The sequence below is a fragment of the Shewanella sp. MBTL60-112-B2 genome (assembly GCF_019655055.1).
Classification (GTDB): Bacteria; Pseudomonadota; Gammaproteobacteria; order Enterobacterales; family Shewanellaceae; genus Shewanella.
This window is the reverse complement of record NZ_BPFA01000030.1, coordinates 1-15,338: the sequence shown is the minus strand read 5'-3', so window position 1 is coordinate 15,338 and position 15,338 is coordinate 1. Positions and strand designations below refer to the sequence as shown.

At 43.0% G+C, this 15,338-nt stretch carries 15 protein-coding genes and 1 tRNA gene; 12 read left to right on the top strand and 4 right to left on the bottom strand.

Translation table 11 applies throughout. From position 1 onward, the window contains the following. Positions 1-54: 54 nt before the first annotated feature. Positions 55-699 carry a phosphoribosylglycinamide formyltransferase gene (gene purN / locus K5Q73_RS16775; RefSeq protein WP_220765446.1) on the bottom strand — a complete coding sequence of 215 codons (645 nt, stop codon included), beginning with the start codon at positions 697-699 and terminating at the stop codon, positions 55-57. Continuing rightward, on the bottom strand, positions 699-1,739 hold the full coding sequence (gene purM / locus K5Q73_RS16770) for a phosphoribosylformylglycinamidine cyclo-ligase (protein WP_220765445.1): 1,041 nt from the start codon (positions 1,737-1,739) through the stop codon (positions 699-701). Before purM ends, purN begins: the two co-directional genes overlap by 1 nt. Positions 1,740-1,959: 220 nt before the next feature. Here purM and upp point away from each other — a divergent pair, with 220 nt between their 5' ends. After that, complete coding sequence (gene upp / locus K5Q73_RS16765) at positions 1,960-2,586, top strand: uracil phosphoribosyltransferase (RefSeq protein WP_220765444.1); 627 nt, start codon at positions 1,960-1,962, stop codon at positions 2,584-2,586. A gap of 141 nt (positions 2,587-2,727) precedes the next feature. Here the strand turns inward: upp and K5Q73_RS16760 are convergent, their stop codons facing one another. Further along, positions 2,728-4,047: a Na+/H+ antiporter family protein gene (locus K5Q73_RS16760; RefSeq protein WP_220765443.1), complete on the bottom strand. Its 1,320-nt coding sequence runs from the start codon at positions 4,045-4,047 to the stop codon at positions 2,728-2,730. 316 nt (positions 4,048-4,363) lie between these two features. Here K5Q73_RS16760 and K5Q73_RS16755 point away from each other — a divergent pair, with 316 nt between their 5' ends. Beyond that, positions 4,364-4,969, top strand: a complete 606-nt coding sequence (locus K5Q73_RS16755; protein WP_220765442.1) for a peroxiredoxin — start codon at positions 4,364-4,366, stop codon at positions 4,967-4,969. A 201-nt stretch (positions 4,970-5,170) separates the two neighbouring features. Here K5Q73_RS16755 and rnt read toward each other — a convergent pair whose 3' ends face one another. After that, positions 5,171-5,857, bottom strand: coding sequence for a ribonuclease T (rnt, locus tag K5Q73_RS16750; RefSeq protein WP_220765441.1), 687 nt, complete (start codon positions 5,855-5,857; stop codon positions 5,171-5,173). Positions 5,858-5,997: 140 nt separating this feature from the next. On the opposite strand from rnt, the gene K5Q73_RS16745 reads away from it, so the two are divergent. From K5Q73_RS16745 to K5Q73_RS16700, 10 genes are all read left to right on the top strand, one after another. Then, on the top strand, positions 5,998-6,867 hold the full coding sequence (locus K5Q73_RS16745; RefSeq protein WP_220765440.1) for an OmpA family protein: 870 nt from the start codon (positions 5,998-6,000) through the stop codon (positions 6,865-6,867). A gap of 652 nt (positions 6,868-7,519) precedes the next feature. Then, positions 7,520-9,676: a prolyl oligopeptidase family protein gene (locus K5Q73_RS16740; RefSeq protein ID WP_220765439.1), complete on the top strand. Its 2,157-nt coding sequence runs from the start codon at positions 7,520-7,522 to the stop codon at positions 9,674-9,676. Between the two features lie 239 nt (positions 9,677-9,915). Beyond that, entirely contained in the window at positions 9,916-10,314 is a 399-nt protein-coding gene (gene ybgC, locus K5Q73_RS16735) for a tol-pal system-associated acyl-CoA thioesterase (protein ID WP_220765438.1), read from the top strand. Further along, complete coding sequence (gene tolQ, locus K5Q73_RS16730) at positions 10,304-10,993, top strand: protein TolQ (RefSeq protein WP_220765437.1); 690 nt, start codon at positions 10,304-10,306, stop codon at positions 10,991-10,993. The genes ybgC and tolQ overlap by 11 nt, the downstream gene beginning before the upstream one ends. Further along, the gene (gene tolR, locus K5Q73_RS16725; protein ID WP_220765436.1) at positions 10,993-11,430 is read left to right on the top strand and encodes a protein TolR; all 438 of its coding nucleotides are present in this window, start codon (positions 10,993-10,995) and stop codon (positions 11,428-11,430) included. Before tolQ ends, tolR begins: the two co-directional genes overlap by 1 nt. Next, positions 11,431-12,366, top strand: a complete 936-nt coding sequence (gene tolA / locus K5Q73_RS16720; protein ID WP_220765435.1) for a cell envelope integrity protein TolA — start codon at positions 11,431-11,433, stop codon at positions 12,364-12,366. A 9-nt stretch (positions 12,367-12,375) separates the two neighbouring features. Further along, positions 12,376-13,704 (top strand): Tol-Pal system beta propeller repeat protein TolB, encoded by a 1,329-nt coding sequence (gene tolB, locus K5Q73_RS16715; protein WP_220765434.1) that lies wholly within the window; start codon positions 12,376-12,378, stop codon positions 13,702-13,704. Between the two features lie 24 nt (positions 13,705-13,728). After that, positions 13,729-14,268 carry a peptidoglycan-associated lipoprotein Pal gene (pal, locus tag K5Q73_RS16710; RefSeq protein WP_220765433.1) on the top strand — a complete coding sequence of 180 codons (540 nt, stop codon included), beginning with the start codon at positions 13,729-13,731 and terminating at the stop codon, positions 14,266-14,268. Positions 14,269-14,292: 24 nt separating this feature from the next. After that, entirely contained in the window at positions 14,293-15,018 is a 726-nt protein-coding gene (gene ybgF, locus K5Q73_RS16705) for a tol-pal system protein YbgF (RefSeq protein ID WP_220765432.1), read from the top strand. 194 nt (positions 15,019-15,212) lie between these two features. Next, a tRNA-Lys gene (locus tag K5Q73_RS16700) sits at positions 15,213-15,288 on the top strand. Positions 15,289-15,338 lie beyond the last annotated feature (50 nt).

Sequence of the window (15,338 nt, the reverse complement as noted above, 5' to 3'; positions counted from 1 at the left end):
TGGATAAAAAGGCACCCTAAGGTGCCTTTGTATTTTTGTTATTTAAATATTTGCTTAGTCAGCAGCGTAACCATTAGCTGGTAATAACTGACCATCTAATTGAGCAGCGCCATCTACCATGCTTAAGCGATTCTGGCTGAACCATTTAACCACTAACGGGTAAATTGCGTGTTCTTGTTCATGTACACGTTCAGCTAATGTATCTGCTGTATCGTCTCCATAAACTGGTACTTTTGCTTGTAAGATCACCGGGCCTGCATCGAGCTCTGGTGTCACAAAATGTACGCTTGCACCATGCTCAGTATCTTTTGCATCAATAGCACGTTGGTGCGTGTTCAAACCTGTATATTTAGGCAAGAGAGAAGGGTGGATGTTTACCATCTTACCTTCAAAACGCTGCACAAACTCATCACTTAAAATGCGCATAAAGCCAGCTAAGACCACAAGATCTGGCTGGTACTTTTCTATCGCATTGAGCAGTCTAGCGTCATACTCTTGTCTTGTTTCGCCGGTATGAGCTATCACGCAGCTGGTATCAATCTCATTTTGGTGAGCTCGGATCAAACCATAGGCGTCAGGCTTGTTACTGATCACGCCAACAACTTCGGCTTGGAGGTTATCATCGCAACCGTCGATAATGGCTTGTAGATTACTACCATTACCTGAAATTAATACTAAAACGCGACAACTCTGGGGCATTACAGGATCTCCACTTGTTCTTCTTCGCCGTTACGCTTGGCAATGTTACCGATTAACCATGCGTTCTCGCCTTCTGCATTTAGCAGTGTTAAGGCTGAATCGACTTTGTCCGCTGGTAGGGCGACAACCATACCAACACCACAGTTGAAGGTGCGGTACATTTCAAATTGTGAAATGTTGCCGTTTTCCATCAACCAGTTAAATACGACAGGCCACTGCCATGAGTCGCTGTTAACCACGGCTTTGCAATCTTCAGGTAGTACTCGTGGGATGTTTTCCCAGAAACCACCACCCGTAATATGCGACATTGCGTGAACATCATGCTGTTCAAGCAACTTAAGCAGAGACTTAACGTAAATCTTTGTAGGTTCTAGTAAATGGTCGATAAGTGGCTTACCTGCAAGCTCTTGCTCAGGATCCGCTTTGCTCACTTCTAATACCTTACGGATAAGTGAGAAACCATTTGAGTGAGGGCCGCTTGAAGCTAATGCGATAAGCGCATCACCGTCTTGCACTTTAGTGCCGTCGATGATTTCTTCTTTCTCTACAACACCAACGCAGAAACCTGCTAGGTCGTAGTCTTCGCCTTCGTACATGCCTGGCATTTCAGCAGTCTCACCGCCAATTAATGCACAGCCTGATTGTACACAGCCTTCAGCAATACCTTTAACTACTGCAGTTGCAACTTCGACATCAAGTTTGCCTGTTGCATAGTAGTCAAGGAAGAACAGTGGCTCTGCACCGGCAACGATTAAATCGTTTGAACACATTGCAACTAAATCAACACCAACGTTATCGTGCTTCTTGTAGTCGATAGCAAGGCGTAGCTTGGTACCAACGCCATCAGTACCAGAAACCAGTACTGGATGCTTATACTTAGTTGGTAGCTCACAAAGTGCACCAAAACCACCTAGATTGCCCATTACTTCTGGACGGCGGGTACGTTTTACTGCTGACTTGATGTTGTTAACTAGTGCATTTCCGGCATCAATATCAACGCCTGCATCTTTATAGCTTAGTGGGGTAGTAGGAGTGCTCACGGAGATCCTCTCGGGTACGGGTATCGATTATTATTGGATTTTACGCGGCGCTATTCTATCAGCTTGTGAGTAGCGTCGAAAGGTAAGTTTTTCAATTAACTTAGCGACAGAGGTCACGATTTGCCGCCTTTTTGAAACTTTAAGTTTTCCTATATGAACAAATCTACTAGAATCGTTAAAATTTACCGTAAAAAATACGTTAGAAAATCAGGAGAACAACATGAAAGTCGTTGAAGTTAAGCACCCTTTAGTCCGTCATAAAATTGGACTTATGCGCGAAGGTGACATTAGCACGAAGCGTTTTCGCGAATTAGCGGCAGAAGTAGGCAGTCTACTTACATATGAAGCAACGGCTGATTTTGAAACTGAAAAAGTAACGATTGATGGTTGGAATGGTCCTGTTGAAATTGAACAGATCAAAGGTAAGAAGGTAACTGTAGTGCCAATCTTACGTGCCGGTCTTGGTATGATGGATGGCGTTCTTGAGCACGTTCCTAGTGCACGTATCTCTGTTGTAGGTATCTACCGTGACGAAGAGACACTTGAGCCTGTACCATATTTTGAAAAACTAGCTAGCGACATGCCATCACGTATTGCACTTGTTGTTGATCCAATGCTTGCAACCGGTGGTTCGATGATTTCAACAATCGATCTACTAAAAGAACGTGGCTGTACTGCGATTAAAGCACTTGTGCTTGTAGCGGCGCCAGAAGGCGTTGCAGCTCTAGAAAAAGCGCATCCAGATATCGAGCTTTACACAGCTTCTATTGATGACTGCTTAAACGAGCAAGGTTACATTCTGCCAGGTCTAGGTGATGCTGGTGACAAGATTTTTGGTACTAAATAAGTACTGATATTGCCATAAGTTGAGGTGGTTTAAATTTTAGCTAATTAAGTCACCTAGCATTAAAAAGGAGCCAAATGGCTCCTTTTTTGTTTTCATTTTTTAGGACCCAGAACCCAGGACCTTAAATACCCAAGCCTAGGCCTAGAGCACCATAGCTGCAATCCAGCCAAATACTAGCAACGGAATGTTGTAGTGAATAAAGGTTGGAATAACGCTGTCTTTCATATGGTCATGCTGGCCATCGGCATTTAGACCTGCGGTAGGGCCTAAGGTCGATTCAGATGCCGGTGAGCCCGCATCTCCTAGCGCAGCAGCTGTGCCTACTAGGGCGATGGTAGCTTCAACGGAGAAGCCAAAGCTCATGGCTAAAGGTACATAAATTGCGGCAATAATTGGAATTGTTGAAAACGATGAGCCAATACCCATAGTAATAAGTAAACCGACTAACAACATCAAAAACGCAGCCAAGGCTTTATTATCGCCAATTGCTGTATTCATTATCTCAACTAAGCTACCGACATCGCCAGTGCCTTTAATCACTGCAGCAAAACCAGCGGCTGAAATCATGATAAAGCCAATGTTGGCCATCATACGAACGCCTTGGTTAAAGATGTCTTGGTCGGCAACATGCTTAAGTGCACCAGAAAAACTAAATACAATAAAGCCAATCAAAGCACCGAAAATCATTGAGCCGGTATAGAGCTGCACCACTAAGGTAGAAATAACCGCAATAACCGCAATAACAATATTACGCTTATTTAAGCCTTCTTCAGGTTCGGCAGCTAGAATTTGCTCTTCTTTATATTCGCGAGGTTTACGGTAGCTGATAAAGATAGCAACTAATAAACCAAACACCATGCCTAGAGCTGGAATAATCATAGCCGGCGCAACTTGTGCTTGAACTGCTTGCAAATCATTACTATTGAGGTTGGTTAATAAAATATCGTAAAGAAAGATCCCGCCAAAGCCGACAGGCAATACCATATAGGTAGTCACTAAACCAAATGTAAGTACACAAGCAACTAAACGACGATCCATTTTTAATTTTGACATTACATGCAGTAATGGCGGGATTAAAATAGGAATGAATGCTATGTGGATCGGTAAGATATTTTGTGAAGAAATAGCCATCGCAAGAATGGTTAAGAGTAACACCCAGCGCACGAAGTTATTGTTGGTACTGTTTTGTTCTTTGCCTAATAAGCTAATAACTTTGCTCGAAATCAATGTAGTTAAACCTGAATGCGATAAAGCAACAGCAAAAGCGCCCAGAAGGGCATAGCTTAAAGCTATTTGCGCACCGCCACCAAGACCAGTATTAAAAGCGGCGACCGTTTGATGCAGATCCATGCCACCAACAAGACCGGCAACTAAGGCTGATATGGTGAGCGCAATGACAATATTAACTCTAGCTAAGCTGAGGCCTAACATTAGGCATACAGCGATGACAACAGCATTCATAATATGATTAATCTATTTCTTATATTTGAAGTTGCGTCCATTTTTGCCTGTTAATACGCATTATGTCCAGTAACTATGCTGGATATCTTGAATTCGAACAGAGTTGTGAATTAGCTGTACCTAAATATGCAAAGAAAGTGTAAATAGTCGCAGTGAAAACAGGGTTAACTTGACGTGATAGTGGTCAGTTAACAGAATTATCATTTAAAAAAGTGATATTGCTCGCAAATAGCTTGTATAGAGCAAAACACTGCATATAATGCTTCTAGATTTAAACGAAACAGCGTTTTTAGCAATCCATAGATGGAGAAATAAAATGAGCGTATTAGTCGGCCGTCCGGCCCCTGATTTTACTGCTGCTGCAGTACTAGGTAATGGTGAAATTGTTGATACCTTTAACCTGTCTGAAGCAATTAAAGGAAAGACTGCCGTAGTATTCTTCTACCCACTAGATTTCACTTTCGTGTGTCCATCAGAGCTAATTGCTTTTGATCACCGCATGGATGAATTCAAGAAGCGTGGCGTTGAAGTAATCGGTGTTTCAATCGATTCTCAGTTCACTCACAACGCATGGCGTAACACACCAGTAGACAAGGGTGGTATTGGCCAAGTTCAATACACACTAGTTGCTGACGTTAAGCATGAGATCTGTAAAGCGTATGACGTTGAGCATCCAGAAGCGGGTGTTGCATTCCGTGGCTCATTCTTAATCGACAAAGAAGGTCAAGTTCGCCACCAAGTGGTTAACGATCTTCCATTAGGTCGTAACGTTGACGAAATGATCCGTATGGTTGATGCTCTTCAATTCCACGAAGATCACGGTGACGTTTGCCCAGCTGGCTGGGAAAAAGGTGACAAAGGTATGGACGCAAGCCCAGCAGGCGTTGCTTCTTACCTAACTGATAATGCAGACTCACTATAATTTCTAACGAAATGGTAAGTTGTTAAAGCATAAAAAAAGCTGCGTTTATCGCAGCTTTTTTGTTATTAAAATTAGGACTAAATTAATATACCCATTACGATAAGACATACAATCCAGGACGAGACAAAGGGTATAAAAAAGACGAAGACATTAATCCTTCGCCTTTTCGTTAGCTATTCACTCTGAATAACTCATTTCTGCTTAGCTCTCAGCCTTTTCTTCAGTAGAGTTGATGTCAACCTCTTCTGTTTCATCAGCAATAAATGGCCAACCACCTAGGGCTTTCCAGCGGTTGACGATTAAGCAGAATAATTCTGCCGTACGTTCAGTATCATAAAGCGCCGAGTGGGCTTCGCGGTTATCAAAAGCAATACCTGCCATTGAGCAAGCTTTGGCTAGTACGGTATGACCAATGGCTAAACCAGCAAGCGCTGCGGTATCAAATGTAGCAAATGGGTGGAAAGGGGTACGTTTAAGACCATTACGTTCAATTGCTTGGGTAACAAATCCATGATCAAATGCAGCATTGTGCGCCACAATAATACTACGATGACAACCAACGGCTTTTTGCGCTTTTTTCACTTCTTTAAATATTTCTAAGAAAGCTTCCTTTTCGCTAACCGCGCCGCGAAGCGGGTTGGTAGGGTCGATGCCGGTAAAAGCTAAAGCTTCAGGTTCAAGGTTCGCACCTTCAAACGGTTCAATATGGAAATGTAATGTTTTATCGAGCGCTAGAACACCGTCTTCATCCATTTTTAGCATAGTGACGGCAATCTCTAAAAGCGCGTCTGTTTTTGAGTTGAAACCGGCAGTTTCAACGTCAATGACCACTGGGAAATACCCTCTAAAGCGGTTTTTCATTAAATTAGGGTCGAAAGTGTCAGTCATTAAAATTTCCCAAAAGTGTGCAAGCGACTATTATGCTGCAACTGATAATCACTGTCATGTTCGTTTGATTGATTTATAGGCTAAAGAAAGATAAATCTTTGCCGATAGAGGATAGTGATACAAATTCAGAGAGTGGATCTATGCGGCTTAGGGTAATTTTAGCATCATTATTGTGCTTGCCATTTTTTGCTAATGCAGAATTGAGGCAATATGTGGCTTCTTTAGAGGAGTCACAGTGGCGTTTGAGTGGCAATAACCCTGTTATGTGCCGTTTAGAGCATGACATTCCTGCTTATGGCAAAGCGGTGTTCACAAGCCGTGCAGGTAAAGATCACAACTTAAACTTCACCTTAGATATGTGGGTTAAACCGGATCAGGTGACACAAGCTAAATTGATGAGCATGGCTCCAGCTTGGCGTCCGGGAGTCCTGTCTAAAGAGATCACTGAACTGACTTATCAAAAGTACTTTAGCGGAGAAGTACCTCGTAATGCTGCTTGGTCTATGCTTGCCGAGTTAGAAAGTGGTATGCAGCCGACTTTTTATTATGCCGATTGGTATAACGAGACTAATAAAATAGCTGTCGGATTATCAGCGGTAAACTTTAGACGCCAATATGCCGAGTTTAAGTCTTGTTTGTCTTCGTTATTACCCTATTCGTTTGAAGATATCGCATTTACAGTTCTAACCTATGAATCTGGCGGAACCGAACTGACACGTTATGCAAAATCGCAGATCGCCAGGGTGCAAGAATATCTAGCCTATGATCAGAACGTCGATTTAGTGTTGATTGATGCTTACACAGATAGTTATGGTGGCCGTAGCGTCAATCAAAAAGTTTCTGAACAGCGTGCTGATTCAGTGAAGGACTTTTTTGTGTCCAGTGGCATTGGGCAAAACCGAATTCATACTATGGGTCATGGTGAGAAAAGGCATGTCGCCTCGAATCAAACGATTGACGAGCGATCACGAAACCGCCGGGTAGTGATTAGGATTAGTAAACCCTTGTAATTGAACTTAGATTAGAACCTGAACTTAGACATTTAAATAGCCTAGCTTAATTGCTGGGCTTTTTTATGGGACAAACATAAGGGGGAGAGCGAATTAGCCTGATTGCAGATAAAAAAGAGCCCGCTTACATGGTAAGCGGGCCGCAAAAATAAATCATTGCAATCAACAAATTGAAGGAAGGAAGTCAAGCATAAGAACCAGGGATATAACTTCCGTGGATAACCACCAAAGTTTAAGAGTTCTTTGTTTCCGAATCTGCTAGGCAGACACTTCCTGAAAACGAGGTGAATTATAGGGTGAGCAACTGAAGCTGACAAACTAGAATTATTAGACTTGTTCATTAGTTTTTCTAATATTGAATAAAGATGAACTTGTCGATAAAAGCTCCGCATACCAAGGATACTGTGGCTTCGGTCACACTTCACCCTGAGTTTCGCATGATATTTAATTCATCTATGTTGCTAAATTATTAATAATTTCTGGTGGCTTAGCCTTAAACTCATTGTGAAACAAACTTTGCGATGTATTTTTTTAGTTTGTATAGTGCGCAGTGAAGAAGGGGTTAGGAACAAAATAAGATTATCTAATTACAAAAACCTAACTATATGAACAGAAGGCTCATTAAATAGAGTCAGTTTATCAGGGATATAAAATGCGAATTCATTCGGTACTAACTAAAAAGCACTTGTTAGCTATAGGTTTAGGCATAGCTGTCGTGGGTTGCCAGTCACAACCTTCACAAGACAATACAACAAATACAATTGCGGCAAGTCAAGACAGTGTTATTGAAACGATACACGGTGTTCAGGTTGCTGACCCTTATCGATATTTAGAAGTTGAATCAGATAAAACTAAAAAATGGGTAGCTGAGCAGCAGCAGGCGGGGCATGAATATCTCGCTAATATCGAAAATAAGCAGGCGATTGTTGATCGTATCACTGAGCTTTGGAACTTTGAGAAGATTTCTGCACCGTTTGAAAAGGGGACTAATACTTTTTATTACCGTAATGATGGATTACAGGCACAGTCTGTTCTGTATGTTACAGGTGCTGATGGTCAGTCTAAAATAGCGCTAGATCCTAATAGTTTTTCTGATGATGGCACGGTTGCTTTATCTGGTGTATCTGTAAGCGATGATGGAAAAACACTGGCTTATGGTGTTTCTAAATCGGGTTCAGACTGGCAGGCATGGCACTTTATTGATGTCGCGACCGGTACTAAGCTGACTGATGAGCTGGATTGGATTAAGTTTTCAAGTGCAGTTTGGAACAGTGATAATAGCGGTGTCTATTATGCGCGTTATGATGCACCAGAGGGCGGCAATGCGCTTGCTGATGTTAACTTTAACCAAAAAGTATACTTCCATAAAATTGGTACTAGTCAAAGTGAAGATGCTTTGGTCTATGAAAGACCGCAGAATAAAGACTGGGGATTCGGCATTGAAGTATCGGAGAACGGTGACTATCTGCTGCTTTATATTTCACAAGGTACAGACAGCCGCAATCGCTTCTTTTATAAGTCCCTTAAAGATCCAAAGGCTGAAGTGGTCGAGCTTATTGCCAAACTTGAAGCTGAGTATCAGTTTATCGGCAACGATGATTCAGTATTCTACTTTAAAACCGACTATAACGCGCCGAATGGTAAAGTTATTGCGGTCGATGTAAACAATAGCGCTAAAGATAATTGGAAAACGATTATTCCAGAGCTAAAAGATCCTATTAGCAGCATAAAGATAGTTAATGACCATTTTGTCGTGAGTTATCTGCATGACGTATTAGGTAAACTAACGGTCTACAACATGAATGGCGACAAACGCCAAGATGTCACTCTACCGGGTAAAGGAAAAATTGCAGGCCCTTACGGCAAGCGCAGTAAAGATTATTTCTATTACGTTTTCAATAGCTACACTCAGCCACAGACGACCTATAAATTTGATTTCAAAACGGGTGAGTCTAGCGTTTATTCAAAACCAGAAGTTTCTTTCGATCCAAGCGATTACATTTCTGAGCAGGTTTTTTATACCAGCAAAGATGGTACAAAAGTACCTATGATGCTCTCTTATAAGAAAGGCATGAAAAAAGACGGACAAAATCCGACGTTACTGTATGCTTACGGTGGCTTTGCGATTTCGCTAACACCTCGATTCAGCCCCGCCAACATTGCTTGGATGGATATGGGCGGCGTGTATGCCGTACCTAACCTTCGTGGTGGAGCCGAGTATGGTGAAAGCTGGCATCAGGCGGGGATGTTCGATAAAAAACAGAACGTTTTTGATGACTACTACGCAGCAGCGGAGTACTTGATCGATGAAGATTATACCAACTCATCTAAGTTAGGTGCTTATGGTCGCAGTAATGGTGGCCTGTTGATGGGCGCCGCCTTGACCCAACGACCAGAACTATTTGCCGCGGTACTGCCAGCTGTTGGTGTACTGGATATGTTACGTTTCCAAAAATTCACTATTGGCTGGGCATGGACCAGTGAATATGGCAGCGCAGATAATGCCGAGCAATTCCCTGCACTTTATGCTTATTCGCCATACCACAACCTGAAAGCTCAAGCGTACCCAGCGACCATGGTGATGACTGCGGACCATGACGACCGTGTTGTACCACTGCACAGCTTTAAGTTTGGGGCCTTGATGCAAGAGAAGCAGCAAGGCGATGCACCGGTGATTATGCGTATTGAATCAAAGGCTGGTCACGGCGCGGGTAAGCCAACCTCAATGAAGATTGATGAGTTTGCCGATATTTATAGCTTCCTTTGGCATAACTTTGGATTACAGGTGCCAGCTAAAATAGCCAAGTAAGTCACTTTATAACTTTTGAAAAGGAAGCTTCGGCTTCCTTTTTTATGGGCGAAATAAAATGTGCTGTTTGCTTTTAGTGCGGTGTACTCATTGCTATGGCGCCTTTACAACAAGGATTTAGTTGATTAACAAAATTTTATGAAGAAGCGCATGGCATATCACATATGTCGATTCACAATTGCATACTGGCTAGGTATAGTAGGCCTCTATTTTATCTCATCGATTGGCGATTATCGTTTATGTTTCGTTGGCCTATTTCGGTTTACTATGAAGATACGGATGCTGGTGGTGTTGTTTACCACTCAAATTACCTTAAGTTTTTTGAGCGGGCACGGACCGAGTGGCTACGCGCTATGGAGGTCAGTCAAACCGCCTTATTAGCAGAAGACACTGCATTTGTTGTTAAACGTGCAGAATTAGAATTTTGTAAGGCTGCACGCTTTGAGCAGAACCTTATTGTAGAAACTAAGGTCATACAACTTAAGAAAGCCTCAATGGTATTCGAGCAACGCTTAATTGATGAGCAAGGTGTGGTGTATTGTGAGGCTGACATTGTTGTTGCCTGTGTTGCACTATCACGTATGAGACCCAAAGCCATTCCCCAACATATTGCGCAGGAGTTTAAAGGTGGAAGCTGATATTTCTTTTATTGGATTATTTTTACAGGCAAGCCTACTAGTTAAATTGGTCATGCTTACATTGCTAGGTTTGTCTATCGCCTCGTGGGCGGTGATTATTCAGCGTCGAAAGTTATTAAACGCAGCAAAGAAAGAAGCGCTAAAGTTTGAAGATAAGTTTTGGTCAGGTGTCGACTTGAACAAGCTTTATCAGGAATTGTCAGCGAGACAAGACAGTAACTCAGGCTTGTCGTCTTTATTTGTTACAGGTTTTAAAGAGTATGCGCGTTTAAGTAAGTTAAATGGCCGTGTACCTGAAGCAGTGATGGATGGCAGTTACCGTGCAATGCGCGTCTCGCTGTCTCGTGAATTAGAAAAGCTTGAAACTCATCTACCTTTATTAGCAACTATCGGTTCAACCAGTCCTTATATTGGCCTGTTTGGTACGGTATGGGGAATTATGAACTCCTTCATCGCATTGGGCGCAGTAGAAAACGCCACACTTGCAATGGTTGCACCGGGTATTGCAGAAGCTTTGATTGCAACTGCGATGGGCTTATTTGCAGCGATCCCTGCCGTTATTGCCTACAACCGTTTCTCAACTCAAGTCGAGAAAGTTGAAATGTCTTATGCCAATTTTATGGAAGAGTTCTCTAGCATTTTGCATCGCCAAGCATACAGTGAGAAGGAACAGGCATAATGCATCAAGGCTACCAAAGGAAGCGCCGTCGTCCGGTTGCTGAGATTAACGTGGTGCCCTATATCGATGTGATGTTGGTACTGCTGATTATTTTTATGGTGACAGCACCAATTGTGACCCAAGGCGTTAAGGTCGATTTACCTCAAGGACAAGCAGAATCTCTACCTGCAGATAGTAAGCCTCCAGTTGTCGCATCAATTGATGCAATGGGCGAGTATTACCTTGATGTAGGCAGCTCAAGTAGCAAAGACGTTTTAGACTTAGATGAAGTTGCTGTACGTGTTGGGGCAATTATTCAGTTAGAACCAGAACGTCCAGTTGTTGTTAAGGCAGATCGCTCAATTCCCTATGAAAAAGTGATTCAGCTGATGGTGGCTCTTCAAAATGCTGGAGTACCTTCGGTGGGATTAATGACAGATTCGCCGGAGGATAGATAAGTGGCGGCTAAATCTGATTTAACTCTTCCCGTTGCAATTTCAGCTGGGATTCATATTGGCGTGATAGTTATTCTTGCTTTAGGCGTCGACTTTTCAGAAAAACCTAAAGTGCAGCCACAAGCGAGTGCACCTGCTGTGCAAGCTGTGGTTGTTGATCAAAAGAAGGTTGCCGAGCACGTTGAAAAGTTAAAAGCTGAAAAGCGAGAGGCTGAACGTAAAGAAAAGGCCCGCCAAGATGAGGCAGATAGACGGGTACGTGAAGCCCGCAAAGAGCGTGAGCGCGAACAGGCTCAAATAAAGCGACTTGAGCAAGAGCGTAAGCAAAAAGAGATTGAAACAAAGAATGCAGCCGATGCGGCGAAGGCTGCACAGTTGAAGCAGAAACAGGAAAAAGAAAAAGCAGCGAAAGCAGAAGCAGAGCGTAAGCAAAAAGAGAAAGAGCGTAAAGCCTCAGAAGAAGCGGCAAGAAAAGCGGCAGAGAAGCGTAAAGCTGAAGAGGCGGCTGCTAAAAAGGCTGAAGACGAGCGTAAACGTAAAGCCGAGGCTGAACGTAAGCGCAAAGCTGAAGAACAAGCAAGACGTGAGCAAGAGCAGATGATGCAAGATGCATTGGCTGCTGAACAAGCGGCACTTTCTCAAACACGTAATAAACAAGTGATGACAGAGGTGCAACGTTATACCTCAATGATCCGAGCAACCATTCAGCGCAACCTAGTTGTTGATGAATCGATGCGTGGCAAGAGTTGCCGGGTATTCATTCGTTTAGCTAACGATGGATTTGTCACAGCGAGCCAAACACTCGACGGTGATAGCGTTGTTTGTCGTGCGACTAAAGCTGCGATTAATAAAGCGGGCAGGTTACCGGTATCGAGCGAACCAGACGTTTATAACAAGCTAAAAGAAATTAACTTAACAGTTCAACCTGAGTTTGATTAAAGGAGTCTCATGAAAAATTTGGGAAAATGGTTGCTGACAAGTCTGCTTATCTGCAGCATGCCGGTAAAGGCCGCATTAGATATTATTATTACCGAAGGGGTTGATGCAGCGAGACCCATCGCGGTTATACCATTTGTTTGGCAAGGCACCGGACCTATGCCATCACAGATCTCTGATGTGGTGATGTCAGATCTTGCACGAAGTGGTACGTTTAGCCCTGCCGACGAATTGAGTTTACCTCAGCGTGGCATTAGCACCTTGGCGCAGTTTAATGCATCTGCCTGGATGGCGCAGCCTGCTGAAGCGGTAGTGATGGGCTCGATTAAGCCTTATGCAGGTGGAGGCGATAAGTATTTAGTGAGTTTTGAGTTGATTGACTTGGTTAAAGCCCAACTTCAACCTGATTCTATGTCTGCTAAAGATCTGGTGATAGATAGTCGCGAGACCGTAATTAGTGCGGCGCAGTTTCGTCAGTACGGTCACCGGATCAGTGATGTTGTCTACGAGAAGTTGACCGGTATTCGTGGGGCATTTTTAACTCGCATTGCTTATGTGGTTGTTAATCACGGTGAAAAATCTCCATATAAACTGATGATTGCTGATTATGATGGTTATAACGAGCAGATGTTGCTACGCTCCCCTGAGCCACTGATGTCACCATCTTGGTCTCCTGACGGACAGCGCCTAGCTTATGTAAGCTTTGAGAACCGTAAAGCTGAGGTGTTTGTACAAAATATCTATACTCAGCAACGCAGTAAGATAACCAGCTTCGACGGTATTAATGGTGCGCCAGTATTTTCACCAGACGGTAAGAAACTAGCGGTAACACTTTCGAAGGATGGTCAGCCAGAAGTCTATGTAGTTGATATTGCGACTAAGGCGATTAAGCGAGTGACGAATCACTATGCTATCGATACTGAGCCGTCTTGGTTCCCTGATGGTAAGTCGCTTCTTATTACTTCAGAGCGCGGTGGACGCCCACAGTTATATCGCGTCTTCCTTGATTCAGGTAAAATTTCTCGCTTAACGTTTGAAGGCGAATGGAATCTAGGTGGTTCTATTGCACCGGATGGCCGTAGTATTATTTTTGTTAATCGTACCAATGGTAAGTTTAATATTGCGCGTATGGATCTTGAAACGCGTTTTATGCAAGTCCTGACCAGTACGCGATTAGATGAATCACCAAGCGTGGCGCCTAATGGCACCATGGTTATTTATGGAACGACATATCAAGGGAAGCAGGTATTGGCTGCGGTTTCTATGGATGGACGTTTTAAAGCAAGACTGCCAGCAGGGCAGGGTGAAGTTAAATCACCATCTTGGTCACCATTTCTCTAACTATAAAGATTAAGGATTTAAAAAATGGATCTGAATAAGCTATTTAAAGCCATGCTAGTCGTACTTCCTATTATGGCTATCAGCGCCTGTAGCTCAACTTCTGAGTCTGAAACGGATGCAACGAGCTCTACTGAGTCTTCTTCATCGAGTGAATATGCTAACAATGGTGTTGAAACAGGTGGAGTTGCACCGGTTTTAACTCCTGAAGAGCAGCAACGCCTTAAGTATCAAGAGTTGAGAAAAGAACACATTATCTATTTTGATTTTGACCGCAGCTCGGTTTCTCAGCAATTTGCAGAGGTTTTGAGTGCTCATGGTGACTACCTTGTTGAGCACCCAAATGTTCGAGTGATGATCGAAGGTCATGCCGATGAGCGTGGTACACCTGAATATAACATCGCACTAGGTGAGCGTCGTGCTAAAGCCGTTGCTAAATACCTACAAGGCATGGGTGTTCAACCAAGCCAAATGAGCATCGTGAGTTATGGTGAAGAGAAACCAATGGATTTTTCTCGCTCAGATGACGGTTTTGCTAAAAACCGTCGTGCAGTACTCGTTTATTAATAGCACTGATAAAAGGTTTACCTTATGAAATACGCCGTTTTATCAGCGGCAATCATCCTAGTTGCAGGTTCTGCTTACGCAGCGCCTGCTCCTGTTCAGGATATTGCTGGTGGCTCTACAGATGATAGAGTTGCTCGTTTAGAGCGAGTTATTAAAGCTAAGCAACAAAGCGAATTTCAAATGCAGCAGCGTTTAGAGACGCTGCAGCAAGAAGTTCTAGACTTACGTGGGCTAAGTGAGCAGCAGTCGTATCAAATTGAGCAGATGTTACAAAGACAGCGCCAATTATATGAAGACATAGCTAACCTTTCTTCAAAGCCTGCCGTTGCGGTCGCAGTTGATACGAGCAGCACTACACCTACAGCATCTTCAAGCCTAGGTGAAACTGCAAGCTATGAGCAAGCGGTCAATTTAGTGTTAAAAGATAAAAAGTACGAAGCTGCTATTCCTGCTTTTGCGCAATTTATCGAACGTTATCCAAACTCAAGCTACGCACCCAATGCTAATTATTGGTTAGGTCAGCTACTTTATAATAAGAATGAGTTTGTCGGAGCGTCTAAAGCTTTTACTACCGTTGTTGAAAAATACACCGACTCAAGCAAGCGTGGCGAAAGTTTAGTCAAGCTGGGTATGATTGCAGAAAAGACTGGAGATAAAGCTAAAGCTAAAGCTTATTATCAAAAAGTTACTCAGGAATATGCGAACAGCGCAGCAGCCCGAATTGCGTTGCAGCAACTTTCATCACTTTGATGCTGATTTATTCATAAAACAATCTCTTAGATTGTTTTTCAGACAAACGCAGTGAAATGGTAAATTTGCGCTTGCATGCGAAGATGAAAAAGGTATTATAGGCGCCCTCAGAGCGACACAGTCGTTTGAGGGGGTCTTAACCAATAAATTAGTCTTCTAATGAATTAGGTGAAAGACACCAGTAGTACCAGATGGGGCTGTTAGCTCAGTCGGTAGAGCAGTTGGCTTTTAACCAATTGGTCGAAGGTTCGAATCCTTCACAGCCCACCACTTTTCTACAAGTGGCTAAAGAAGTAGAAAGCAATACCCAAGGGGGCTGT